The 24,575-nt window shown below is 60.4% G+C and carries 22 protein-coding genes; 12 read left to right on the top strand and 10 right to left on the bottom strand.

What is annotated here, in order from left to right:
• The first annotated feature begins 122 nt into the window (after positions 1-122).
• From EQV97_RS11190 to EQV97_RS11180, 3 genes are all read left to right on the top strand, one after another.
• Positions 123-671, top strand: coding sequence for a cupin domain-containing protein (locus tag EQV97_RS11190; protein WP_122840997.1), 549 nt, complete (start codon positions 123-125; stop codon positions 669-671).
• Between the two features lie 182 nt (positions 672-853).
• On the top strand, positions 854-1,267 hold the full coding sequence (locus EQV97_RS11185) for a c-type cytochrome (protein ID WP_122840998.1): 414 nt from the start codon (positions 854-856) through the stop codon (positions 1,265-1,267).
• Between the two features lie 212 nt (positions 1,268-1,479).
• A complete protein-coding gene (locus EQV97_RS11180; protein WP_205891726.1) occupies positions 1,480-3,402 on the top strand; it encodes an acetyl-CoA hydrolase/transferase C-terminal domain-containing protein in 1,923 nt (640 codons plus the stop codon).
• 129 nt (positions 3,403-3,531) lie between these two features.
• On the opposite strand, the gene EQV97_RS11175 is transcribed toward EQV97_RS11180, so the two are convergent.
• Together EQV97_RS11175 and rep are read right to left on the bottom strand one after the other, a co-directional pair.
• Complete coding sequence (locus tag EQV97_RS11175) at positions 3,532-4,104, bottom strand: xanthine phosphoribosyltransferase (protein WP_016772573.1); 573 nt, start codon at positions 4,102-4,104, stop codon at positions 3,532-3,534.
• A gap of 70 nt (positions 4,105-4,174) precedes the next feature.
• Positions 4,175-6,184 carry a DNA helicase Rep gene (gene rep, locus EQV97_RS11170; protein ID WP_122841001.1) on the bottom strand — a complete coding sequence of 670 codons (2,010 nt, stop codon included), beginning with the start codon at positions 6,182-6,184 and terminating at the stop codon, positions 4,175-4,177.
• A 264-nt stretch (positions 6,185-6,448) separates the two neighbouring features.
• Here rep and EQV97_RS11165 point away from each other — a divergent pair, with 264 nt between their 5' ends.
• Entirely contained in the window at positions 6,449-8,119 is a 1,671-nt protein-coding gene (locus EQV97_RS11165; RefSeq protein ID WP_122841002.1) for a bifunctional diguanylate cyclase/phosphodiesterase, read from the top strand.
• Between the two features lie 45 nt (positions 8,120-8,164).
• On the opposite strand, the gene EQV97_RS11160 is transcribed toward EQV97_RS11165, so the two are convergent.
• Complete coding sequence (locus EQV97_RS11160) at positions 8,165-9,562, bottom strand: NorM family multidrug efflux MATE transporter (protein ID WP_122841003.1); 1,398 nt, start codon at positions 9,560-9,562, stop codon at positions 8,165-8,167.
• Positions 9,563-9,721: 159 nt separating this feature from the next.
• Here EQV97_RS11160 and EQV97_RS11155 point away from each other — a divergent pair, with 159 nt between their 5' ends.
• The 3 genes from EQV97_RS11155 (at position 9,722) to EQV97_RS11145 (ending at position 14,220) form a co-directional block, all read left to right on the top strand.
• A complete protein-coding gene (locus EQV97_RS11155; protein WP_045059315.1) occupies positions 9,722-10,642 on the top strand; it encodes a LysR substrate-binding domain-containing protein in 921 nt (306 codons plus the stop codon).
• 185 nt (positions 10,643-10,827) lie between these two features.
• Positions 10,828-12,804 (top strand): methyl-accepting chemotaxis protein, encoded by a 1,977-nt coding sequence (locus EQV97_RS11150; RefSeq protein ID WP_122841005.1) that lies wholly within the window; start codon positions 10,828-10,830, stop codon positions 12,802-12,804.
• A gap of 204 nt (positions 12,805-13,008) precedes the next feature.
• Complete coding sequence (locus tag EQV97_RS11145; RefSeq protein ID WP_122841006.1) at positions 13,009-14,220, top strand: aldose 1-epimerase family protein; 1,212 nt, start codon at positions 13,009-13,011, stop codon at positions 14,218-14,220.
• Between the two features lie 305 nt (positions 14,221-14,525).
• Here EQV97_RS11145 and EQV97_RS11140 read toward each other — a convergent pair whose 3' ends face one another.
• Complete coding sequence (locus EQV97_RS11140) at positions 14,526-16,019, bottom strand: YifB family Mg chelatase-like AAA ATPase (protein WP_240888938.1); 1,494 nt, start codon at positions 16,017-16,019, stop codon at positions 14,526-14,528.
• A 343-nt stretch (positions 16,020-16,362) separates the two neighbouring features.
• On the opposite strand from EQV97_RS11140, the gene EQV97_RS11135 reads away from it, so the two are divergent.
• Positions 16,363-16,626: an addiction module antidote protein, HigA family gene (locus EQV97_RS11135; protein WP_122841008.1), complete on the top strand. Its 264-nt coding sequence runs from the start codon at positions 16,363-16,365 to the stop codon at positions 16,624-16,626.
• 4 nt (positions 16,627-16,630) lie between these two features.
• Here EQV97_RS11135 and EQV97_RS11130 read toward each other — a convergent pair whose 3' ends face one another.
• Entirely contained in the window at positions 16,631-17,152 is a 522-nt protein-coding gene (locus EQV97_RS11130) for a Bro-N domain-containing protein (protein ID WP_122841009.1), read from the bottom strand.
• A 712-nt stretch (positions 17,153-17,864) separates the two neighbouring features.
• Positions 17,865-18,125: an accessory factor UbiK family protein gene (locus EQV97_RS11125; protein WP_122841011.1), complete on the bottom strand. Its 261-nt coding sequence runs from the start codon at positions 18,123-18,125 to the stop codon at positions 17,865-17,867.
• 417 nt (positions 18,126-18,542) lie between these two features.
• On the opposite strand from EQV97_RS11125, the gene glnK reads away from it, so the two are divergent.
• The 4 genes from glnK (at position 18,543) to sutA (ending at position 21,322) form a co-directional block, all read left to right on the top strand.
• A complete protein-coding gene (gene glnK, locus EQV97_RS11120; protein ID WP_002555808.1) occupies positions 18,543-18,881 on the top strand; it encodes a P-II family nitrogen regulator in 339 nt (112 codons plus the stop codon).
• A 37-nt stretch (positions 18,882-18,918) separates the two neighbouring features.
• A complete protein-coding gene (locus EQV97_RS11115; protein WP_122841012.1) occupies positions 18,919-20,256 on the top strand; it encodes an ammonium transporter in 1,338 nt (445 codons plus the stop codon).
• 214 nt (positions 20,257-20,470) lie between these two features.
• Entirely contained in the window at positions 20,471-20,896 is a 426-nt protein-coding gene (locus EQV97_RS11110; RefSeq protein WP_225568883.1) for a secondary thiamine-phosphate synthase enzyme YjbQ, read from the top strand.
• A 102-nt stretch (positions 20,897-20,998) separates the two neighbouring features.
• Positions 20,999-21,322: a transcriptional regulator SutA gene (gene sutA, locus EQV97_RS11105; RefSeq protein ID WP_045059697.1), complete on the top strand. Its 324-nt coding sequence runs from the start codon at positions 20,999-21,001 to the stop codon at positions 21,320-21,322.
• Between the two features lie 75 nt (positions 21,323-21,397).
• On the opposite strand, the gene EQV97_RS11100 is transcribed toward sutA, so the two are convergent.
• The 4 genes from EQV97_RS11100 to dapF are packed head-to-tail and all read right to left on the bottom strand — an operon-like array spanning position 21,398 to position 24,573.
• Positions 21,398-22,105, bottom strand: coding sequence for an HAD-IA family hydrolase (locus EQV97_RS11100; protein WP_122841014.1), 708 nt, complete (start codon positions 22,103-22,105; stop codon positions 21,398-21,400).
• Positions 22,102-23,001 (bottom strand): tyrosine recombinase XerC, encoded by a 900-nt coding sequence (xerC, locus tag EQV97_RS11095; protein WP_045059695.1) that lies wholly within the window; start codon positions 22,999-23,001, stop codon positions 22,102-22,104. The genes EQV97_RS11100 and xerC overlap by 4 nt, the downstream gene beginning before the upstream one ends.
• Before the next feature lie 2 nt (positions 23,002-23,003).
• Entirely contained in the window at positions 23,004-23,729 is a 726-nt protein-coding gene (locus EQV97_RS11090; RefSeq protein WP_122841015.1) for a DUF484 family protein, read from the bottom strand.
• 13 nt (positions 23,730-23,742) lie between these two features.
• Positions 23,743-24,573: a diaminopimelate epimerase gene (gene dapF, locus EQV97_RS11085; RefSeq protein ID WP_240888937.1), complete on the bottom strand. Its 831-nt coding sequence runs from the start codon at positions 24,571-24,573 to the stop codon at positions 23,743-23,745.
• Positions 24,574-24,575: the final 2 nt, after the last annotated feature.

Raw genomic sequence — 24,575 nt, 5'->3', positions numbered from 1 at the left:
GCACGGTGTGCACAATATCGCCTCACCCAACAGGATTCAGGTCCAAGTGTTGTAAATACTGAACGCTGTCGCCATGATAACGCTCAATATTCCAACAACCTGAATTCCTGGAGGCTCCTGCATTGGACGTCGGTGAACGACTGCAATCCATCCGTAAGCTCAAGGGGCTTTCCCAGCGTGAGCTCGCCAAGCGCGCGGGTGTTACCAACAGCACCATCTCGATGATCGAGAAGAACAGCGTCAGCCCCTCGATCAGTTCGTTGCGCAAGGTGTTGGGCGGTATTCCCATGTCCATGGTCGAGTTCTTTTCCGAAGAAATCCTGCAGGAAAAACCGACCCAGATCGTCTACAAAGCCAATGAGCTGATCGATATCTCCGATGGTGCAGTGACCATGAAGCTGGTCGGCCGGGCTCATCCTAGTCGCGCCATTGCGTTCCTCAACGAAATCTACCCGCCGGGCGCCGACACCGGTGACGAGATGCTCACCCATGAAGGTGAGGAGACCGGGATTGTGCTTGAGGGTCGACTGGAATTGGTGGTCGGGCTTGAAACATTTGTGCTCGAAGCGGGCGATAGCTACTACTTTGAAAGTACCAAGCCGCACCGTTTCCGTAATCCGTTCGATGCGCCGGCGCGACTAATCAGCGCAGCGACACCGGCGAATTTCTGACGCAAGAGGCGTCCTGCCAGTACCGCCGAGGCGCCCGAAGCGTTTTAACGCCATGGAACAAGACCCCTTCGACTTTGGGGTTGTTTCAGTGTGGCGGGCTTACCGTTATACTTGCGCCCGCCTGCGAACCGTGGCCGTGGGCGTGACTAGCCACCATTGAGGGTGAACGCGTGAACCTAATTATGAAAATGCTGGCTGTACCAGCAACCGTACTGGCCCTATGGGCTGTCAGCGCTCAAGCTGCGACGAATGACGATATTGCCAAGCGCCTTGAACCCGTCGGCAAGGTCTGTGTAACAGGTCAAGAGTGCAAAGGCATGGAAGTCGCTGCTTCTGCCGGCGGCGGTGATGCCAAGACCCCTGACTCGATCATTGCAAAACATTGCAACGCTTGCCACGGCTCCGGCCTGCTGGGCGCACCAAAAATTGGTGACACTGCAGCCTGGAAAGAACGTGCGGATCACCAGGGCGGCCTCGACGGCATCCTGGCCAAAGCGATCACCGGGATTAACGCAATGCCGCCAAAAGGCACCTGTGCCGACTGCTCCGATGCAGATCTCAAAGGCGCCATCGAGAAAATGTCCGGCTTGAAATAAGCGTTCATCTTCAGCAAAAAGCCGCTTTCGGGCGGCTTTTTTGTGCCTGCAGGAGCGAGCTTGCTCGCGATGATCGTCAACGATGACGCCGGTGACCTGACGCCCCGCGCAAGCGTGCTCCGCCAATTTTCCACTGTTCCAGACTGTTCAATGCAGCAAAGAGCAGGCAAGCTCGGTCCAACCCTGACTCACGGAATGTAAGGGAAGATCAGATGGTTCAGCTGTGTTCTATCGAGCAAGCGGTCGATGACGTCCTGGCACGGTTGCCGGCGCACATTCACATGGGCCTGCCCCTGGGCCTGGGCAAACCCAACCATTTCGTCAATGCGCTGTATCACCGTGTGGCGCAGCTGCCCGAACGCCAGCTGACCGTCTACACCGCGTTGTGCTTGGGCCGACCGGTGCTGGGCGATGGCTTGCAGCGGCGCTTCCTCAAGCCTTTCATCGAGCGGGTGTTCGGCGATTATCCGGAACTGGATTTCCTCGCGGATTTGCTCAAGGACAGCCTGCCGGCCAACGTGCATGTGCAGCAGTTCTTCATGCAGCCAGGCAGCCTGCTCCACAGCGAATCGGCGCAGCAGGATTACGTCAGCAGCAACTACAGCCACGCCGCGCGGGACATCAATGCCGCCGGCTTGAACCTGATCGCCCAGCTTGTGGCCAGCCACAGCGAGCATCCCGATCGCCTGAGCCTGAGCTGCAATCCAGACATCACCCTCGACTTGCTGCCCATGGTGGAAAAACGCCGGGCAGCGGGGGAGACGATCCTGGTGGTCGGGCAGGTGCATAACGATTTGCCTTATATGCCAGGCGACGCTGAAATCGGTATCGATGTCTTCGACCTGTTGATCGATGCCAAGGACGACACCACGCTGTTCTCCACACCCAACATGCCGGTGGGCTTGCAGGACCATTTCATCGGGCTGCACGCCAGCGCACTGGTGCGCGACGGCGGTACGTTGCAGATCGGCATCGGCTCGATGGGCGATGCGCTGACCGCGGCGTTGCTCGCGCGTCAGGCCGACAGTGACGGCTACAAAGCGCTGTTGGCAGACATCAATCTCAGCCAGTGGGCGCAACTGATCGAGCGCGAAGGCGGTATCGAACCGTTCGCCAGAGGCTTGTACGGTTGCAGCGAAATGTTCGTCAACGGCCTGCTGGTGCTGGCGGATGCCGGGATCGTGCGGCGCAAGGTCTACCCGGATGTGCCGACTCAGCAACAGGCCAATGCCGGCACACTGGATGAGGCCGCACAGACCGATGGCATCTCGGTGCATGGCGGGTTTTTCCTCGGGCCGCGCAGCTTCTACGAGCGCCTGCGCGAGTTGCCGCAGAGCAAGCGGCTCGAATTCAACATGACCCGCATCAGCTACATCAATGAGCTATACGGTCAGGAGGAGCTCAAGCGCCTGCAACGCCTGGATGCTCGTTTCATCAACACGGTCTTCACCATGACCCTGCTGGGTGCCGGCGTGGCCGACCAGCTGGAGGACGGGCGCGTGCTCAGCGGCGTGGGCGGCCAGTACAACTTTGTCGCCCAGGGTCATGCACTGCAAGGCGCGCGCTCGGTGCTGATCCTGCGCAGCTGGCGCGAGGCGGGTGGGGAGGTCAGTTCAAACATCGTCTGGGAATATGGCCATTGCACCATTCCGCGGCACCTGCGCGATATCGTGGTGACCGAATACGGCATTGCCGATCTGCGGGGCAAAACCGATGCGGCGGTGATCGAGGCGCTGCTGAATATCAGCGACTCGCGCTTTCAGCCGGGGCTGATCGAGCAGGCGCAGAAGGTGGGCAAGTTGCCGAAAGACTTCCGCATCGATCCGCGATTTGCTGACAATACACCGCAACGGCTGCAGGCGATTCAGGCGCGGCATCCGCAGTTGTTCCCGGAATATCCGCTGGGGTGCGATTTCACTGAGGTGGAGCGGGATTTGTTGCGGGCTTTGAACTGGTTGAAGAGCAAGTTCAAGCTGGCGGAAATCCTGGAGCTGGGCAAGGCGGCGCTGGATGCGCCAGAGGCGTCGCAGTTTCCGGTGCACCTGGAACGGATGCAGCTGACTAACCCGGACGGATTGAAAGAGGATCTGTTCCAGCGGTTGTTGCTCACCGGCCTCAAGGCCACCTCGCAATAACGCCCCACACAAGACCCGCTGTGGGAGCCAGCCTGCTGGGGATGGCTGTCTGTCAGTCATTAAGATGTTGACTGACACGATGCCATCGCCAGCAGGCTGGCTCCCACAGAGAGAACACAATGCCGCAGGTTACTCGATGAAGGTTACAACGCCATCCTTCAGCGACTGCACGCGCGCCAGCGACTCGACGCGATAACCCTGCGAATCCAGCTCGGCCCGCCCGCCCTGGAACGACTTCTCGATCACGATCCCCAGGCCGGCCACGGTCGCACCGGCTTGCTTGATGATCGAGATCAGCGCCTGGGACGCCTTGCCGTTGGCCAGAAAGTCATCAATGATCAGCACGCGGTCGCTGCTGGTCAGGTGGCGCGGGGAGATCGCCACGGTGCTTTCGGTCTTCTTGGTGAACGAGTAAACGGTCGCTGACAGCAGGTTTTCGGTCAGGGTCAGGGACTGTTGCTTGCGAGCGAAGATCACCGGCACGCCGAGGTTCAGCCCGGTCATGATCGCCGGCGCAATCCCCGAGGCTTCAATGGTGACGATCTTGGTGATACCCGAGTCCTTGAACAGCGCGGCAAATTCGTCGCCGATCAGCTTCATCAGGGCCGGGTCGATCTGGTGGTTCAAAAAGGCGTCAACCTTCAGGACCTGATCGGAAAGCACGATGCCTTCTTCGCGGATTTTCTTGTGCAGTGCTTCCATGAAGCTTTCCTCTACTGGCGCGAGATGCGCCTAGCTTGTCAAAAAGTGTTTGGTTAAAAAGTATTCGATTCTAGCGCTTTAACATCGCCCGTATATCCGCCAATGCGGTATTGCCGCGAACGGCTTTGACTTCAACGGGGGTGTCGTCATTGCCTTCCCACGCCAGGTCGTCCGGCGGCAGCTCATCGAGGAAGCGGCTCGGCGCACAGTCGATGATCTCGCCATATTGCTTGCGCTTGGCCGCGAAGGTGAAGGCCAGGGTCTGGCGCGCGCGGGTAATGCCCACGTAGGCCAGGCGGCGTTCTTCTTCGATGGTGTCGGCTTCGATGCTGGAGCGGTGGGGGAGGATTTCCTCTTCCATGCCCATGATGAACACGTAGGGGAATTCCAGGCCCTTGGAGGCATGCAAGGTCATCATCTGCACACCTTCGGCGCCGTCTTCCTCTTCCTGCTGACGTTCCAGCATGTCGCGCAACACCAGTTTGCCGATGGCGTCTTCGACGGTCATCTCGCCTTCTTCGTCCTTCTCGAGGGTGTTTTTCAATGCCTCGATCAGGAACCAGACGTTGCCCATCCGGTAATCGGCCGCCTTGTCGCTGGAGCTGTTGGTGCGCAGCCAGTTCTCATAGTCAATGTCCATCACCATGCTGCGCAGCGCCGAAATCGGATCTTCGCCGGCACACTGCTCGCGGACCTTGTCCATGAAGCGCTTGAAGCGCGACAGGCGATCGGTGAACCGCGTGTCCAGGTGTTCGCCCAGGCCGATTTCGTCGGTGGCCGCGTACATCGAGATCTTGCGTTCGGTGGCGTAGTTACCGAGTTTTTCCAGGGTGGTCGAGCCGATTTCCCGGCGTGGGACGTTGATCACTCGCAGGAAGGCGTTGTCGTCGTCCGGGTTCACGATCAGGCGGAAGTAGGCCATCAGGTCCTTCACTTCCTGGCGCCCGAAGAAGCTATTACCGCCCGACAACCGATACGGAATCTGGTGGTGTTGCAGTTTCAGCTCGATCAGCTTGGCCTGGTAGTTGCCGCGGTACAGGATCGCGAAATCGCTGTAGGGCCGGTCAGTGCGCAGGTGCAGGGTCAGCAGTTCCACGGCCACGCGCTCGGCTTCGGCGTCTTCGTTACGGCAGCGGATCACGCGGATCTCGTCGCCGTGGCCCATCTCGCTCCACAGCTGCTTTTCGAACTCGTGGGGGTTGTTGGAGATCAGCACGTTGGCGCAGCGCAGGATGCGGCTGGTGGAGCGGTAGTTCTGCTCGAGCATGACCACTTTCAGGGACGGATAATCGTCCTTGAGCAGCATCAGGTTTTCCGGCCGCGCGCCACGCCAGGCGTAGATCGACTGGTCGTCGTCGCCCACCACGGTGAACTGGTTGCGCGTACCGATCAGCAGTTTCACCAGCAAATACTGGCTGGCGTTGGTGTCCTGGTACTCGTCCACCAGCAGGTAGCGGACCTTGTTCTGCCACTTTTCGAGGATGTCGGCGTGTTCCTGGAACAGCTTTACCGGCAGCAGGATCAGGTCGTCGAAATCCACCGCGTTGAACGCCTTGAGCGTACGTTGATAGTGGGTATAGACGATGGCGGCGGTCTGCTCCTTGGGATTGCGCGCGTTTTCCAGGGCCTCGGCAGGCAGGATGAGGTCGTTCTTCCACGAGCCGATCATGTTCTTGATCTCGTCGACGCCGTCGTCGCCCGCGTATTCCTTCTGCATGATGTCGGTCATCAAGGATTTGACGTCGGTTTCGTCAAAAATCGAGAAGCCGGGCTTGTAGCCCAGGCGAACATGTTCCTTGCGGATGATGTTCAGGCCCAGGTTGTGGAAGGTGCACACCGTCAGGCCGCGGCCTTCGCCGCCCTTGAGCAGGGTGCCGACCCGTTCCTTCATCTCGCGCGCAGCCTTGTTGGTAAAGGTCATGGCGACGATGTACTGGGCGCGGATGCCGCAGTTCTGGATCAGGTGCGCAATTTTGCGCGTGATCACGCTGGTCTTGCCGGAGCCTGCGCCGGCGAGCACCAAAAGAGGGCCGCCGACATAGCTCACGGCTTCTTGCTGCCGGGGATTGAGTCGGGACATACGGAATCAGGGAGTCGTTTGCGAAATGGGCCGGCATTTTAACAGGCTCAGCAATTTGTGCTGCTCTCTCCGACTTGTGACGCACCACGCTAACTGTATTTGCCGGTTTTGTTACTTTCACGCAGGATACGTGAGGTATTTGCGTCTAATGTTCGTAATTCCTGATACAAAAGCCACGTCTGATAACTGATGTCATTTGGTCATTGGTTGGCGGCCCGGCATAATGCCCGGCGCGTACACCACTGCAGAGTCTAGGGAGCTAGCTTGTCTACGCCTGTCGAACCCTTGCGTTTGCTGCTACTGGCAGAAGAGCCAGCGTGGACAGCGTTGTTGCGCGAGTGTCTGGCTCCAATGGGGAGCTCGGCCGTGCTCATCAGCGCTCCGAATTGGGAGTCTGTCAGCAGTCTGTTCGATGACAACCGCAGCGCGGTGTTGTTGACGATTCCTGCTTTGCAACCACTTCCCGGTCGTTGCACCTTGCCAACGGTGTTGCTGCTCGAACACGAGCCGGCGTCGCCGCCCGATGGCGTGAGTGACTGGTTGGTGCGCGATCTGCTTGATACAGGCATGTTGCAGCGCTGTCTGCGCCATGTGCGCGAACGGGGGCTGCTGGAGACCACCCTGCAGCGTCTGGCCGAGCAGGACCCCTTGACCGGCATCGCCAATCGCCAGGGTTTTCAGACTTTGCTGGCGGCCCGGCTGGTGGAAAACGATGGCCGTGGCCTGGCACTCGGGCACCTGGACCTCGACAACTTTCGTCACGCCAACGACGCGTTGGGGCATCAGGCGGGCGACCGGTTGATCCTGCAAGTCGTTGCCAGGCTCAAAAGCCAGCTTGAGGTGGGTGATCAGCTGGCGCGGTTGGGCAGCGACGAATTTGCACTGCTGATCGACACCCGCCGGGCACCCCAGCGCGCCGAGTGGATGGCCGAACGAATCACCGAAGCACTGGCCGAACCCTACTGGGTCGACGGCGAAAGCCTGTTGATCGGGTCCAGCCTGGGCATCGCCCATGCTCGCGCCCAGGCCGGCGCCGACCCGCTGATGTGGCACGCGCACATCGCCATGCAGCAGGCCAAGAGCACCCAGGGCTGCACCTTTCATATCTTTAACGAACGCATCAATCGCAATGCGCGCAGCATGGCCGACCTGGAAAGCGAACTGCGACGGGCATTGCGCCGGGATGAGCTGGAGCTGCACTACCAGCCGCGGCTGAACCTCGAAGACGGGCAGATCGTCGGCCTCGAAGCGCTGGTGCGCTGGCGTCATGCCGAGCGCGGTTTGCTGCCGCCAAGCGAATTTGTGCCCTTGGCCGAGCAGAGCGGCTTGATCGTGCCCCTGGGTTACTGGGTGATTTCCCGTGCACTGCGTGACATGCAGGCCCTGCGCGAGCGCGGGCTGCCGGCGCTGCACATGGCGATCAACCTGTCGTTTCGGCAGTTCCAGGACAGCCAGTTGCTGCCCACCCTCAGCCGCCTGATCATCGAGCGCGGAGTCGAGGCGCAGTGGCTGGAATTCGAACTGACAGAGACCGCAGTGATGCGCCGCAGCGATCTGGTCAAGCAGACCATGGATGCCCTCGGGCGCCTGGGCGTGCGCTTTTCCCTGGATGACTTCGGTACCGGCTTCTCGTCATTCGTGCACCTCAACAGCCTGCCGATCGCCTTGCTGAAGGTCGACAAGAGTTTTGTCGGCGGGATGGAAGAGCGCGAGGAGAATCGCAAACTGGTGCATGCGATGATCAACCTGGCGCACAACCTCAATCTTGAAGTGGTGGCCGAAGGCGTGGAAACCCCGGAGCAGCTGGATCTGTTGCGTGGTTTTGGCTGTGATCAGGTGCAGGGGTACCTGATCAGCAAGCCGTTGCCGTTGGTGGAGCTCGTTGAATACCTGACCTTCGGTTCCAGCCAACAGGCCGTTGTGGAGGCCATTTAAAAGATCGTCCGAACGCGGCCCGAGCGTTTGGACGATCTTTTGATCTTAATCCGGTTGAATCACCCTGAAACTTGCCTGCACCGCAGGCTCACGCCGAATCATGCGCTTCATCTTCCACTCAAACGCCAGCGTCAGGCTCACTGCCGCACACGCCAGACCCAGCGCCAGGCCCCACCAGACGCCCGTTGGGCCCCAGTCGAGATGGAATGCCATCCACCAGGCTGCCGGCGCGCCGATCAGCCAGTAGCAGGCCAATCCAACCAGGAAGGTGGTCTTGGCATCTTTGAGCCCGCGTATGCAGCCCATGGCGATGGTCTGCGTGCCGTCGAACAGCTCGAACCAGGCGGCGACGGCCAACAGGCTCACGGCCAATTCGATGACCGGGCGGAACGCTGGATCATTATGGTCCAGGAACAAGCCAATCAATTGATGCGGCAGCAGCCAGAAAACCATCGCGAAGCCGAGCATCGCCGCCGCTCCGAACACAATACCAACCCGTCCTGCCAGCCGTGCATCCAGCAGTTGCCCGGCACCGTAGTGCTGGCCGATGCGCATGGTGATAGCGTAGGACATGCCGGCCGGCACCATGAAGGCCACCGAAACGATCTGCAGGGCAATCTGGTGCGCACCCAGTTGCGTGCTGCCCATGGTGCCCATGCACAGCGCCGCGAAGGCAAACAGCCCGACCTCCACCGCGTAGGTGCCGCCGATGGGCAGGCCCAGCCGCCACAGCTCCTTCAGGTACTGACGGTTGGGCCGCGACAGGCCTTCACGCAATGGATAAGCGTCATACGCCCTATGCCGCCGAATATGCAGGGCCAGCGCCAACGCCATCAGGTTGGCGACGATGGCCGTGACCAGCCCTATCCCCACCAGCCCCATCTTGGGCAGGCCGAACATGCCGGTGATCAACGCATAGTTGAGCAGGAAGTTCGCCACCGTGCCGGCGAGGCTGATCACCATCACCGGTGTCGCCCGGCCGATCGCACTGGTGAAGCCGCGCAGGGCCATGAAGCTCAAGTAGCCGGGCAGGGCGAACGGCAGGATCATCAGGAATTGCCCGGCCATATGGACGTTGCTTTCGGTCTGGCCGAACAGCAGCAGCACGGGCTTGAGGTTCCACAGCAACAGGCCGGCGGCCAGTGCCATCAGCCACGCCAGCCACAAACCTGCCTGGGTCAGCCGGGCGGCGCCAACGATATCGCCCGCACCCTGACGGATAGCTACCAGGGTGCCGACTGCCGCAATCACCCCAATGCAGAAAATCGACACAAAAGAGTAGGTGGCCGCACCCAGGCCGCCGCCGGCAAGCGCCTCGGGGCTAATGCGCGCCATCATCAAGGTGTCGGTGAGGACCATCAGCATATGCGCCAACTGCGAGGCAATCAGCGGCCCCGCCAGCCGCAGAATGGCCCAGAGTTCAATACGCGCTGGATGCTTCATGATCATCACGCTCGATTTTCAGAGGGAACAGTAGACCGTCGATTTTCGGCGCTCTGGAGGATTTCCACAAAGGGATAAAAAGGATGGATGGCATGACTAAAACTCATCATGGATGAGTTTCTGCTAAGTTGTTGCCATTGCGCTGTAGGAGCTTTCTGAATGTCTCGTCGTCTTCCTCCGTTGTATGCCCTGCGTGCCTTCGAAGCGGCCGCTCGCCACAGTTCGTTTACCCGTGCCGCGCAAGAGCTGTCGATCACCCAGAGCGCGGTCAGTCGGCATATTCGTACGCTCGAAGAGCACTTTGCCTGCCGATTGTTTCACCGCAGTGGCCGCAACCTGCAACTGACCGAATCGGCCCGGTTGTTGCTGCCCGGCATCCGCGAAGGCTTCACCGCCCTGGAGCGGGCGTGCAACACCCTGCGCGCCGAAGATGACATCCTGCGCATGAAGGCGCCTTCGACCCTGACCATGCGCTGGTTGCTGGCGCGCCTGAGCCGCTTCCGTCACCTGCAACCGGGCAATGAGGTGCAGCTCACCAGCGCCTGGATGGACGTCGATTCGGTGGACTTCAACGACGAGCCCTTCGACTGTGCCGTGCTGTTGAGCAACGGCCATTTCCCACCTGACTGGGAGGCCAGTTATCTGTTCCCCGAAGAACTGATCCCGGTCGGTGCGCCGAACCTGCTGAGCGAGCAGCCTTGGGACGTGACGCGCCTGGCCAATACCGAACTGCTGCACCCCACACCGGACCGCCGCGACTGGCGCAACTGGCTGGAACGCATGGGCCTGGCTGAACAGGTGTCGCTCAAGGGCGGGCAGGTGTTCGATACGCTGGAGCTGGGCATGATCGCCGCCGCCCGTGGCTACGGCGTGTCGATGGGCGACTTGTTGATGGTGGCCGAGGATGTCGCTCAGGGGCGCCTGAGTTTGCCGTGGCCGACTGCCGTCGCCAGCGGTGAGAAATATTACCTGGTCTGGCCGAAAACCCGGCCGGGCGGTGAACGGATGCGCCGCCTCAGTGACTTCCTGCAGGGCGAGGTCAGGGCCATGGAGTTGCCGGACGTCGAGCACCTGAGCTGAATCGATAGAGCCTGTGCAGCGACAGGCTCCGGCAATATCCCGGTATTCGGCTCAAGTATTCAGGTTTACCGCCGAAGAGATGCAGGTGGAACCTTCGTGCAGGTTCGACGTAACCCCATTATTAGAAATGTCGCTGAGTGTGCAGCCCGATCAAGGAGGATTCGGACGCTTGGCCAGGAGCTGTCATGTCTCAACCTCGAGCCCGCATCGCCTCACAGCTGGGTATCGCGCTTGCCGTGATACTGGCGATCGTCATCAGCTGCAGCACTGTGTTTGCCCTGCGCTCGCTGGACACCGCCAACCTTGCCACCCGCGAGGAACACCTGGCCAGCGAAGCAAGGCTGCTGGCCGATCAATTGAGCACCTTCCACGGTACGCTGCGTGAGAGTACCCAGCGCCTCAGCGGCTTGTTCGAGAAGCGCTTCAGCGCCGGCCTGAGTCTGCACCCGGAGCAGCCGGTGACGGTCGCGGGCGTGCAGACCCCAGGCTTGCACCTGGGCAGCGAAGTGCTGAACAACAACTTCCAGGAAGTGGACGAGTTCAAGCAGATGACCGCCGGGGTTGCCACGTTGTTCGTGCGTAACGGCGACGACTTCATCCGGGTCAGCACTTCCCTGAGCAAGCAGGACGGCACGCGCGCCATTGGCACGCTGCTCGATCACGCGCACCCGGCTTATGCGCGCCTGATGGCGGGGCAGAGCTACGTCGGCCGGGCCCTGTTGTTTGAACGGTCCTACATGACTCAGTACACCCCCGTACGCGACAGCGGCGGCAGGGTGATTGCGGTGCTGTTTGTAGGGTTCGATTACACCGACGCGCAGAACGCGCAATTTGCCAATCTCAAACGCTTCCGCATCGGCCAGACCGGCTCCCTGGCGTTACTCGACGAACAGGGCAAATGGCTGGTCCCGATTGCGGGCGTGCAGGCGTTGGAGCAGGCGGCGCCGACCCTTGCCGCGCTGGCAAAAACGCCTGGTAAAGGTGAGTTCTGGAGCGACAAATCCGAAGACTTTTACAGCGTCGCCGTACCGTTCGAGGGTGGCCCATGGTCGGTGGTGGCGAGCATGCCCCAAGCGGAAATTCGCGCCGTGACCTGGAGTGTCGGCATTCAATTGGCGATTGGCAGCCTGCTGGCCATGCTGATCGCCGTGGGCGCGGCTGTCTGGTTGTTGCGCAGCAAGCTGGCGCCACTCGGTGATCTGGTGCGTCAGGCCGAGGCGCTGGGCGCGGGGGATCTGAGCGTGCGCCTGAATGTCTCGAGCCATGATGAAATCGGCCAGTTGGCCCGTGCCTTCAACCAGATGAGCCAGGCCCTGTCGACCATGGTCGAGCACATCCGCAAAGCCTCGCAAGAGGTCAACAGCCGTGCCCAGGCCTTGTCTGGTTTGTCCGGTGGTGCTTACGAAGGCATGGAGCAGCAGTCGGGCGAGATCACCAGCATGGCTGGCGCGGTGGAGGAATTCAGTGCCACTTCCCTGAACATCGCCGACAACATGGGCAGCACCCAGCTGCTGGCTCAGGAAAACGCACAGCAAACCCGGATCGGTCGTACGTCGATGGACGAAGCGTCTTCGTCTCTTGAACAAATTGCGGGCGCGCTGAACAGCACGGCGACGGTGATCAACACGCTGGGCCAGCGCTCTCAGGAAATTGGCGGCATCGTCGGGGTGATCACCTCAATCGCCGAGCAGACCAATCTGCTGGCACTCAACGCGGCCATTGAAGCCGCCCGCGCCGGCGAGCAAGGCCGGGGCTTTGCGGTGGTGGCCGATGAAGTGCGCAATCTGGCTTCCCGTACTCGCCAGGCGACGGATGAAATTTCGCTGATGATTCAGAGCATCCAGCAGGAAACCGGCAACGCCATCAGCACCATGGAGCAGGGCAAGGTGCTGATGCAGGAAGGCTTGTCGCGCAACGCCAATGTCGCCTCGGCCCTGGCGCGGATCGATGAGCAGAGTCGCTCGGCTGGCCAGCAGTTTTCGGCAATCACCACGGCCACCCAGGAACAAAGCAGCACCGCGACGTTGCTCAGCAGCAACCTGCAAAGCATTGCGCTGGCCAATAGCGAGCAGCGCGAGGTGGTGTCGCACCTGGCCGTGACGGCCAAGGAGCTGGAGAGCCTGGCGGCAGAGTTGCGGCACGAGGTTGACCGGTTTCGCTGAGGTGCCCCGGCTATGGCAATCGCGAGCAGGCTTGCTTTCACAGGTGTCATTGGCGTTCACAAGTTCTGCGTCTACCGACATTCCTGAGTAGGCGTGAGCCCGCTCGGTTTTATCAAGACATCGGGCCAATTGTTGGTTTTTACGCTTGATGAATCGTTTCAGCCGGTCTATAAAAACGGCACAACTCCAAGAAAGGCTTGTGCCATGACTCCGCTCAAACTCATCGTCGCCCTCGGCGCGCTGTCCGCTGCCTCCCATGCCATGGCGTGGGACTATGTTTTGCTCGACTCCGACAAAGCGGCCGCCAACTGGTCAATCACCAGTCAGCAACTCGGAGTCAAGACCGACAAACCCTTCTCCGTGACCCTGCGTACGCTGCATGGCGGTCGGCAAGAGGGCGTCAGCATCGTCGACATTGATAACGGCACGCTCAAGCTCTCGGTGGTACCGACCCGCGGCATGAACGTCCTGCAGGCCTCGGTGGGGTCTGTGCGCATGGGCTGGGATTCGCCGGTGAAAGAGGTGGTCAACCCGGCCTTTATCGAACTCAACGGTCGGGGCGGGTTGGGCTGGCTGGAAGGTTTCAACGAACTGGTGACCCGCTGCGGTTACGAATGGGTCGGCCACCCTGGCGTGGACAATGGCGAGTTGCTGACCCTGCACGGCCGCGCCGCCAACATTCCGGCCAGCAAAGTCACCTTGCACATCGACGAAAAACCGCCTTACGCCATCAGCCTGCGCGGTGAGTTGAAAGAGCAGGCGTTCAAGAAAGTCGACTTCTCCGTCGCCACCGAACTGGTCACCGAACCCGGCAGCGTGCGCTTCAGCCTCAACGACACCCTGACCAACAATGGCGACTATCCGAAGGAATACCAGGCGCTGTACCACAGCAACTTCAGTACCCCATTCCTGGAACAGGGCGCTCGATTCGCTGCGCCGGTAAAACAGGTGTCGCCGTTCAACGACAAGGCCAAGGGCGAACTGTCGGACTGGCAGACCTACCGCGGGCCGACCAAGGACTACGACGAGACGGTCTACAACGTGGTGCCGTATGCCGATGCAAAAGGCGATACATTGACCGTGCTGCACGACAAGGCCGGCAGCCTGGGCGTCTCGGTGGGTTTCAACACGCAAACCCTGCCCGTGTTCTCCCTGTGGAAAAACACCGATACCCAAGGGCAGGGCTATGTCACCGGACTTGAGCCAGGCACGAGCTTTTCCTACAACCGCCGGTATCAACGGCCACTGGGCCTGGTGCCGACGATCGCGCCAAACGAGCAGAAAGAGTTCCGCATCAGCTACAGCCTCTTGGCGGACAAAGGGGCGGTGGATCAGGCGTTGAAGCGGGTGAGCGAAATTCAGGCCGGGCGGGAAACCGAGGTGCGGCAGATGCCGTTGGTGGATTTGAGCAAGTAGTGATGCCTGAGTGGCTTGTTATTTCAGATCGCTGAAAGCTTCCTCGATTGCGCGCGCAACACGCTCCCATACGAGCGACGAGCCCTATCTCGCTGCTGACCGGAAACGGTTGTACTGGAGATATCTTGTATTCCTGAGATAGCCAGAGAGCTGATGGCGGACATAAATTCGCTTACTCGTGCTTAAAAACGGTTAAAAACACGAGATTCATCGAAAAAACAGTTACAACAATTGGATTTGGCGAGCGCTTGTAATCATATGAAGGTGAATAAAATGGCTTGTCTCGTTAAAAAAACGCTTACTGACTAGGCGGTCGACGGCCTGTATTGAAGTGCTTCAGCCAAGTGTTCGCGTTGGATGGCATCGACCTGCTCAAGGTCCGCCAAGGTGCGCGCTACCTTGAGCAGCCGATGGGCCGAGCGTAGCGACAGGGTCAATCTTTCGCAGGCGGATTCCAGCCAGGTTTCATCGGCTGTGGATAACTTGCAGTTTTTGCGCAGGCCTGGCAGGTCGAGAAAGGCGTTGGCGCAGCCCTGGCGCTTGTGCTGCCGTTCCCTGGCGTCGGCTACCAGCACTGCCGCGCTGGCGGAGTCATCGCCGGGTTTTGCTGAAGGGTTTAGCGCTGTGGCTTCCCGCGCCACGGTCAGGTGCAGATCGATGCGGTCCAGCAGCGGGCCGGACAGTTTGTTGCGGTAGCGCTGGACCATGTCCGGGGTGCATGAACACTTGCCCGTTGGCTCGCCGAGATATCCACAGGGACAGGGATTCATCGCCGCGACCAGTTGAAAACGCGCCGGAAAACGCACGCGATCCCGGGCCCTGGATATCACGATATGGCCGGACTCCATAGGCTCACGCAACACTTCCAAAACCCTGCGATCAAACTCCGGTAGTTCATCAAGGAATAGCACGCCATGGTGGGCGAGGGTGATTTCCCCGGGCTGAGGCTTTGACCCGCCACCCACCAGCGCCGGGCCCGACGCTGAGTGGTGAGGTTGGCGAAAAGGACGTTGTGGCCAGTGACTCAGGGGCGCGCAACTGGCCACCGACTGAATAGCCGCGACTTCCAGCGCCTCGCTTTCGGCCAAGGGTGGCAGCAGCCCCGGCAGTCGACTCGCCAGCAGTGTTTTGCCTGTTCCCGGTGGCCCACTGAGCAGCAGGTTGTGAGCGCCTGCTGCGGCAATCAGCAGCGCCCGTTTTGCCGCGAGCTGACCCTGTACTTCACTCAGGTCAGGGTAGGGTTTGCTGGCGTGCATCAAGCCGTCGGACACGTATGGTGCGATGGGCTGGTGCCCGTTGAAATGAGCCACGGCCTCCAGTAAATGATCCACGGCGATCACCTGCAGGCCCGATGCCAGGCAGGCCTCTTCGGCGTTCGCCCGCGGGACCAGCAACGTTCGACCCGCTTTGCGCGCCGCCAGGGCGGCAGGCAATACGCCGCGCACCGCCCGCACCGCTCCCGACAACGCCAATTCCCCCAGGCATTCCACGTCATCCAGTGTCAGCGCTGGCACCTGAACGCTGGCCGACAGAATCCCCAAGGCAATCGCCAAATCAAACCGACCCCCATCCTTGGGCAAATCCGCCGGGGCGAGATTGAGCGTGATGCGGCGCGCGGGAAACTGCAGCCCGGAATTGATAATCGCACTGCGCACCCGGTCTTTGCTTTCCTTCACTGCAGTTTCGGGCAAACCGACCATCGTCAGTGACGGCAAGCCATTGGCGAGATGGACCTCCACGGTGACGGCGGGTGCATCCACACCAATCTGGGCGCGGCTGTGGACGATGGAAAGGGACATGGTCGTTCCTTGAGCTGACGGAGACCGCTTCCTGCGGTGGTTTAAAGGGTAGACGGGGATGGTGTCTGCGGGACAGGGAAAGCTTCGCAGGATGTTGCCGGTGTCAGCTACCGCCCCGCGCAGGCGTCAAACTCACTTTCACAGCGTGCAATTGGTTGCTTTCTGGATCCATCCACAGAAGTTAGCGGAGCAAAACGAGGGGACGAAATCAGCTCCAGCACGAAGTTTTTGTAGGACCGTTCTGAAATGTTTGAAGGGCATTGCCTGAACCGTCGGGGCGCTCTTGTTTGCTGGGGGGGGTTGCTTATGATCATTGCAGATCAAGCCACCCGGAGAAGGGAAGATGGACAGTAATGGAATGCGCTCGATTTATTCCGCAGAAGCTCCAGAGCAGGAGCTTCTTGATCCATCGGATGCCGCGGGGGTTGATCTTGCAGGCCAGCGTTCAGGTTATGAGGTTGAACTGACAAGGCTTGTCGCGCAAAGCGCAGGCGTCAGTCCGGACCTGGCCAGGAAGCTGGCTGTTCACTTCGATACCACGCCCGATTTCTGGCTGAATCTGCAATCGCATTACGACGCGCTCAGCGACGATATCGAGCGTGGTTAGCTGCCTATAGCGACTGCAATGCTCGCGAGGCTTTTTTCCACCATGGCACGTTGACGACGTGTTGCACCGGTTCTTCATCAGGCAACAGATGCGGCACATCCTGCAGCCGAATCCACGGCTGGTTGTTCCAGTGCAGCAAGTTCAGCGACATCTCTGGCCAGTTCAGTCGACTCAGGATCGGGCGCTCGGTTGAGTCGGATTCCTGGGCATCCCTTAGCGCGGGCACTACTTCGTGGGTCAGCCACTCGCGCAGACTGCGGTATTCCGGGCAGTAGTGGTACACCAGCAGGGCGTAGACGCCAGATTCGCTAATGAGCAGTGTGTTTTCGATCTTGCCGTGAATAAGTATTCGCAGGGACTGGTGCTGGTCCGGGTCGAGTTTTCGCACTGCGCGTTCATCGAGGAAGATGCGCAGTAGACGGCCGAGGTCGCGGGCGCTGAACCAGGGTTGGTTTTGCAGGAGGAGGGCGTGGAGATGGAGTTTGTGGCGCGTGAAGACTTCAGGGGTTAGATAGTTTTCGTCCATTGTGTAGTTCTCGGGGGTCGAGTGAAGACTACCGCCTGTTCGTCGCCAAACGAAAAGGTGGCAGCTATGCGCGGGTTGGCGAACCGGTAATCCCCGACATCCGGCAGACCCGAGGGTCTCCCACGCAGAGCCGCCATAATTCGAGACGGGAAAATTCCCTATTCGAATGTGGTTGCGATATGTCGAGGTTTCCAGGTCGCCAAACCCGGTGCTGAATGTTCAGCAGAAGCGAGCTTAGGAGATCGTGTCGTATGGCGCAATCCGAAATCGCGCAGGCCGTGGCCGTGCCCCCGTCGCCAGCATGCGCGGAACATCCTGCAAACGAACCCACGGCAGGTTTCCAGTAAAAGAGCGCCCAGAGGGTGATTGTGGCGAGTGAAGACGTGGGGGGCAGATAAGCTTCATCGCAGTTCATTGAGGCAGCTCTTTTTGCTCAATGGGCTGCCAGCCGTCATCGCCAAACGAATGGGTGGCAGTTGTACGCGGGTTGGCGAACCGGAGCAAAAGGAACCCGGCAGACCCGAAGGTCTCCCACGCACAACCGCCATGACTGGGGTCGATGATCGTAGTGCACCTTTGGCTTCCAGGTCGCCAAACCCTGGGATCAAAAGATCGCAGCCTTCGGCCGCTCCTACGCAAGGAGGTGATTCGGGTCGGGAGGGGAGGCGGGCCTTTTCGCGAATATGCCCGCTCCCACAGGGATTTGCGGTGTTTATTCGGTTGGCGGGTTGAGCTTCGCTTCCATCTCGGCCACTTTTGCTTCGAGGCTTTCCAGGCGCGCCCGGGTCCGTGCCAGCACGACCATCTGGCTATCGAATTCTTCACGGCTCACCAGGTCCAGCTTGCTGAAGCCGCTCTGCAACAATGCCTTGAACTGGCTTTCGATTTCGCTTTTCGGCAATGGCGTGTCGCCGCTGAAAAGGCGCGAGGCGGTACCCGTGAGGGCGTCGAGGAAGTCTTTGGGCGCGAGCATGGGAAAGGTCCTGGAAACAATGGCGAGCAGTGTATCACGCAGTGTCTATAGTCAATCCCGAGCACGGGGATGCACGGTTTTCGCGCATGGGGACGAACGGCATCGCACCGTTGTTGTGCGTATACGTCGCATGTTTTTTGCCCATTCGGCTGCACGCCCGGCCAAGGGGTTGAATTCAGGCGCTTTTCAAGAGATGGCAAGCTTTCTGCTAAGAGCCTAGTAACCCATGCACTGATGCAGTCGCTGTGACGAATGCAGTGCGCCGGGCGAAACGGGGAAGTGTTTCGCCAGGAGCGGTTAACTGGCGTCGGACGGGCAGGTAGGGCCGACGATGCGTTACAAAGCCAGGCACTGCGCTTAGACTTGAGTCGGGTTTGTTTTCCTGGGGCAAGTCCACCAATTCGGGAGAGAGTTTTCATGAAGCTAGTCACTGCCATCATCAAGCCGTTCAAACTGGACGACGTGCGCGAGTCTTTGTCCGAGATCGGCGTGCAGGGCATTACCGTTACTGAGGTCAAAGGCTTCGGTCGGCAGAAGGGTCACACCGAGCTGTATCGCGGCGCGGAATACGTGGTCGATTTCCTGCCAAAGGTGAAGATCGATGTCGCCATTGACGACAAGGATCTTGATCGGGTTATCGAGGCGATAACCAAGGCAGCCAACACCGGCAAGATCGGTGACGGCAAGATCTTCGTGGTCAATCTGGAACAGGCGATTCGCATCCGTACCGGCGAAACCGATACCGACGCAATCTAAAAGCCGCCACAAACCCAACGCCCCAGGAGAAAACAATATGACTCTGCGTAAATTCGCAGGGCTAGGAGCCCTGTTGTCCCTCGTAATGCCCAGCCTGGCTATGGCGGCAGACGAAGTGGCGGCCCCAGTCCTCAATTCCGGCGACACCGCCTGGATGCTGACCTCTACAGCCCTCGTGCTGTTCATGACCATTCCCGGCCTCGCGCTGTTCTACGGCGGCATGGTTCGCTCCAAAAACATTCTTTCCGTGATGATGCAATGCTTCGCCATTACCGGTCTGATCAGCATCCTGTGGGTCATTTATGGCTACAGCATTGCGTTCGACACCACCGGCATGGAGCAGGGCGTCGTCAACTTCAACTCGTTCTTCGGCGGCATGGGCAAGGCGTTCCTCGCCGGTGTCACGCCATCGAGCCTGACCGGTCCTGCGGCGCTGTTCCCTGAGGCGGTGTTCATCACCTTCCAGATGACGTTCGCCATCATCACGCCTGCGTTGATCGTCGGTGCTTTTGCCGAGCGGATGAAATTCTCCGCCATGCTGATCTTCATGGGCATCTGGTTCACCCTGGTGTATGCACCGATCGCGCACATGGTCTGGTCCGGCAACGGCGGCCTGATGTGGGACTGGGGCGTGCTCGACTTCGCGGGCGGCACCGTGGTGCACATCAACGCCGGTGTGGCTGGCCTGATCTGCTGCCTGGTACTGGGCAAGCGCAAAGGTTTCCCGACCACGCCAATGGCTCCGCACAACCTCGGCTACACCCTGATGGGCGCTGCGATGCTGTGGGTCGGCTGGTTCGGCTTCAACGCCGGCTCTGCGGCTGCTGCCAACGGCACTGCGGGCATGGCGATGCTGGTTACCCAGATCGCTACCGCTGCCGCCGCCCTGGGCTGGATGTTTGCCGAGTGGGTCACCCACGGCAAGCCTAGCGCACTGGGTATTGCCTCGGGTGTCGTAGCCGGTCTGGTGGCTGTCACTCCGGCCGCTGGTACCGTGGGCCCGATGGGTGCCCTGGTGATCGGCCTGGCTGCAGGCGTGGTGTGCTTCTTCTGCGCTACCACCCTGAAACGCAAACTCGGCTACGACGACTCCCTGGACGCCTTTGGTGTGCACGGTATCGGCGGTATTCTCGGCGCGATCCTCACCGGTGTGTTCGCCGCACCGGCCCTGGGTGGTTTCGGCACTGTGACCGATATCGGCGCACAAGTCTGGATCCAGCTCAAAGGTGTAGGCTTCACAGTGATCTACACCGCGATCATCACCTACATCATCCTCAAGGTCCTGGACGCCGTCATGGGTCTGCGAGTGACTGAGGAAGAAGAGGCGGTGGGTATCGACCTGGCCCTGCACAACGAGCGTGGCTACAACTTGTAAGTTTTGCGCAAAAAATAATGCCCGGTTCGCCGGGCATTTTTTTGCCCCGGATTCGTCACTGGAAGGGAAGCTGAAAGGTTTTTTCCTCGAGCTTTGGCTACCTTTGTACCGAGCGATTTTGTGCGGCCAATGGCTTACAACAACGAAGGAATATTAGGGCCTTTGTTTTTTCCCAGAGCGCGCTAGAATGCGCCCCGAACGTGCGGAGAACTGTATGTGGCAACAGACTCTGATTACCTTGCGGGCGAGGCCCCGGGGCTTTCATCTGGTAACGGACGAGTTACTCGCCGGTTTGCCTGAACTCAGGGCATGCCGGGTCGGTCTGTTGCACTTGTGGCTGCAGCACACCTCGGCGTCGTTGACCATCAACGAGAACGCCGATCCGGCGGTACGTCGCGACTTCGAACGATTTTTCAATCGTCTGATCCCACAAGGAACAGACGGCTTTGAGCACAACGACGAAGGCCTGGACGACCTCCCGGCGCATTTCAAGGCCAGCGTGCTCGGCTGTCAGCTCAGTTTGCCGATTTCGGCAGGCCGACTGGCGTTGGGAACCTGGCAAGGCGTTTATCTGGGCGAGCACCGTGATCATGGCGGTGCTCGTAAAGTCCTCGCCACCTTGCATGGTGAAGGGGCATAAGCCATTGGTCATCAATGGCGGTTGAATTTTTTCTGGCAGCCGTCGACAGGCGGCAAAGCTGGGCTATAACTAATCTGCTTTTCGCAAGTCATGAGGTAGAACATGAGCGACGATGATCTGGAAAACGACGACCTCGAAGTAGGCGACGACGACGAAACCGAAGAAGGTCTGGAAGCAGCGGCGGAAGACGTCGCTGAAGACGACGGCGGTGAAACGCCCGTTCCGACCGCCAAAGGCAAGGCCAAGGCTGCGGTTTCGGTCGATGAGCTGCCGAGCGTCGAAGCGAAAAACAAAGAGCGCGATGCGCTCGCCAAAGCCATGGAAGAGTTCCTGGCCAAAGGCGGCAAGGTGCAGGAAGTGGAGGCCAATGTGGTCGCCGATCCTCCCAAGAAGCCTGACAACAAGTACGGCAGCCGGCCTATCTAGGCGCTTGCCCTTGCTTGCTGAAAAAGCCCGCCGTCGCTGCGGGCTTTTTCATGCCTGAAAATCAAAAGCCGCGCCTCAAATTTTTGTCGCACTCCACCGCGCCAGCAACGCCGGCAACTCGGTCAGGCTGCGGATTTCGGCGTCCGGGGCCTTTTCGGCTTCCCACACCTTGCCCGCCGGGTTGAACCAGATGGCCCGCAGTCCTGCCTGTTGTGCTCCGGCAATGTCGTCGCCCGGATGATCGCCGATGTGCACGGCGGTCTGCGCCGTCGCACCTCCACGTTGAAGCGCCTCATGAAACAGGCGCGCGTCGGGCTTGGCGATGCCGATGTCCTCGGCACACAAGGCGAACTTGAAATAATCCGCCAGCCCCAGCCGTCGAACGTCGGCATTGCCGTTGGTCACGACCCCGAGGGCGTAGTGCCTGGCCAGCGTCTCCAGGGTCGGCGCTACTTCGGGGAAGATTTCCAGCTGATGGCGCGCATGCAGAAACACTTCAAAACTCTGGTCAGCCAGATCTGAGGCTTCTGCGTGGGTGTAGCCAGCGTCCTCCAGAGCATGGAACAGGACACGGCGGCGCAGGGCGCTGATGCGGTGCTTGAGGCCGGGTTCGTTGCCCAGGATGCGCTCGCGAATTGCCCACAAGTGCTCGACCGGTACGGCGCCCAGGTTCGGCGCGTGTTCGGTGAGCCATTGGCGCAACACGGCTTCGGCGCTGACAATCACCGGGGCGGTGTCCCACAGGGTGTCGTCGAGGTCGAAAGTGATCAATTGGATCGTCATGAATCATCGCCCTTAATGCGTTTGGCCCGTGGGTGGGCATTGTCGTAGACCGTCGCCAGGTGCTGGAAGTCCAGGTGGGTATAGATCTGGGTGGTCTTGATGTCCGAGTGGCCGAGTAGTTCCTGCACGGCGCGCAGGTCCTGCGAAGACTCCAGCAGGTGGCTGGCGAAGGAGTGCCGCAGCATGTGCGGATGCAGGTTCTGCCCCAACTCGCGTTCACCGGCGGCTTTCACCCGAACCTGAATCGCCCGTGGACCAAGGCGCCGGCCCTGTTGGCTGACAAACACCGCGTCATCTGCGGGGTTGGCCATGGCGCGCAATGGCAGCCACAACTCCAGCGCTTCACGGGCTTTCGCGCCGACGGGCAAGAGTCGGGTCTTGCTGCCTTTACCGAGCACCTGGACCATGCCGTCGGCCAGGTCCAGTTGATCGAGGTTGAGCCCGGTCAGCTCCGACAGCCGCAGGCCGGAGGAGTAGAACAACTCCAGGATCGCCTGATCGCGGCGTGCCAGAAAATCATCTTCCACCCCACCCTCGAGCAGTTGCAATGCCCGATCGGTGTCCAGGGTCTTGGGCAGGCGACGCTCGCCCTTGGGCGGTGCCAGGCCATTGGCCGGGTCGTGATCGCACAGCCCTTCGCGGTTCAGGTAGTGATAGAGCCCGCGCACTGCCGACAGCAGGCGCGCGAGGCTGCGGGATGATTGGCCCTGGGAGTGCAGGCGGGCGATCAGGCCTCGCAGGCGCTGGATGTCCAGGGCCGCCCAGCTGGCGATGTTCTGTTTGACGCACCAGCCCAGCACTTTGTCGAGGTCGCGACGATAGGCCTGCAACGTGTGAGGCGACACCTGCCGCTCACTGCGCAGGTGTTCGCAGTAAGCGTCCAGTTGTCGCTCCACGATCAGCGTACCGAGCGCAGCGGATTGTTGACCCGTGGCAGCACGCGGCCCATGACTTCGGCGATGTAGCTGAGGAACAGCGTTCCTACCGAGCTTTTGTAGTGCTGCGGATCACGGCTGGCGATGGCCAATACGCCGTGGATGCCTTGATGGCTGATCGCGACGACAGCGGTCGAACCGATCTGCTTGCGTTGCTCCTCGCCGAAGAGGAAATCCAGCTCGTGCTCACGCAGGCTGCCGGCGACGCTCTTGTCCTCGGACAGCAACCCACCGATGGCGGCCTGGGCGTCGGCATGGGTTACCCAGCGGCCGACCGGCATCGGGTTGTCACCGAGCAGGATCAGGCTGACAAAGGGCACCTGGAAGTCCTGGCGCAGGCTGTCCTCGACGCTGATCACCACATCCTCGAGGCTGGCAGCATCCATCAGGGCGAGAATCAGGCGCCGGGTCTTGTCGAAGAGACGATCATTGTCCCTGGCCACGTCCATCAAGTGCGACAGGCGATGTCGCAGTTCAATGTTGCGGTCGCGCAGAATGGTCATCTGGCGTTCGACCAGCGAGATGGTGTCGCCGCGCTGATGCGGAATGCGCAAGGCTGGGAGCAGTTCTTCGTGCTCGATGAAGAAATCCGGATGAGCCTCCAGGTACGCGGCAATTGCCGCCGCCTCAAGGCTTTCGGAAGGGGATTCGTCGGGCTGTAGGGCGGGTACCTGGGGCTTGTCGGTCATCGGATTGACTCACTCAAAGACGTACTTGTCCTTCGTAAACACGAACTGCCGGGCCGGTCATCATCACCGGTTGGCCAGGGCCTGCCCATTCAATGGACAGGCGCCCGCCGGGCAGGTCGATCAATAGCGGCGAATCCATCCACCCCTGGCTGATCGCGGCCACTGCGGCTGCGCAGGCACCGGTACCGCAGGCCTGGGTTTCCCCGACGCCGCGTTCCCAGACGCGCAGTTGCGCGCGGTTGCGGTCGATGACCTGGAGGAAGCCGACGTTTACCCGTGCCGGAAAGCGCGGGTGACGTTCGATCTTCGGTCCCAGTTCATGCACCGGTGCATTGTTGATATCGTTGACCCGCAGTACCGCATGGGGGTTGCCCATGGACACGGCGGCCAGGTCGACCTCGGTACCGTCCACTTCGATCTGGTAGCTGAGCGCCTGCTCAGGCGCTTCGAACGGGATGTCGGCCGGCACCAGGCGCGGCGCGCCCATGTTCACGCTGATCTGTCCGTCGCTGCGGATATCCAGTTCGATGATGCCGCTCTTGGTCTCGACGCGGATCTGCCGTTTTGCGGTCAGGCGTTTGTCGAGCACAAAGCGGGCGAAACAGCGCGCACCGTTGCCGCACTGTTCCACTTCGGAGCCGTCGGAGTTGAAGATCCGATAGCGGAAATCCACGTCCGGGTTGCTCGGGGCTTCGACGATCAGCAACTGGTCGAAACCGATGCCGGTGTGCCGGTCGCCCCATTGCTTGGCGTGCTTGGGCAAAATGTGCGCGTGCTGGCTGACCAGGTCGAGGACCATGAAATCGTTGCCCAGGCCGTGCATCTTGGTAAAACGCAGCAGCATGG

The organism is Pseudomonas sp. TMW22090 (assembly GCF_022496665.1).
GTDB classification, from domain to species: domain Bacteria; phylum Pseudomonadota; class Gammaproteobacteria; order Pseudomonadales; family Pseudomonadaceae; genus Aquipseudomonas; species Aquipseudomonas gregormendelii.
Note: the sequence above shows the minus strand (reverse complement) of the source record. Positions and strands in the feature narration are given on the sequence as shown.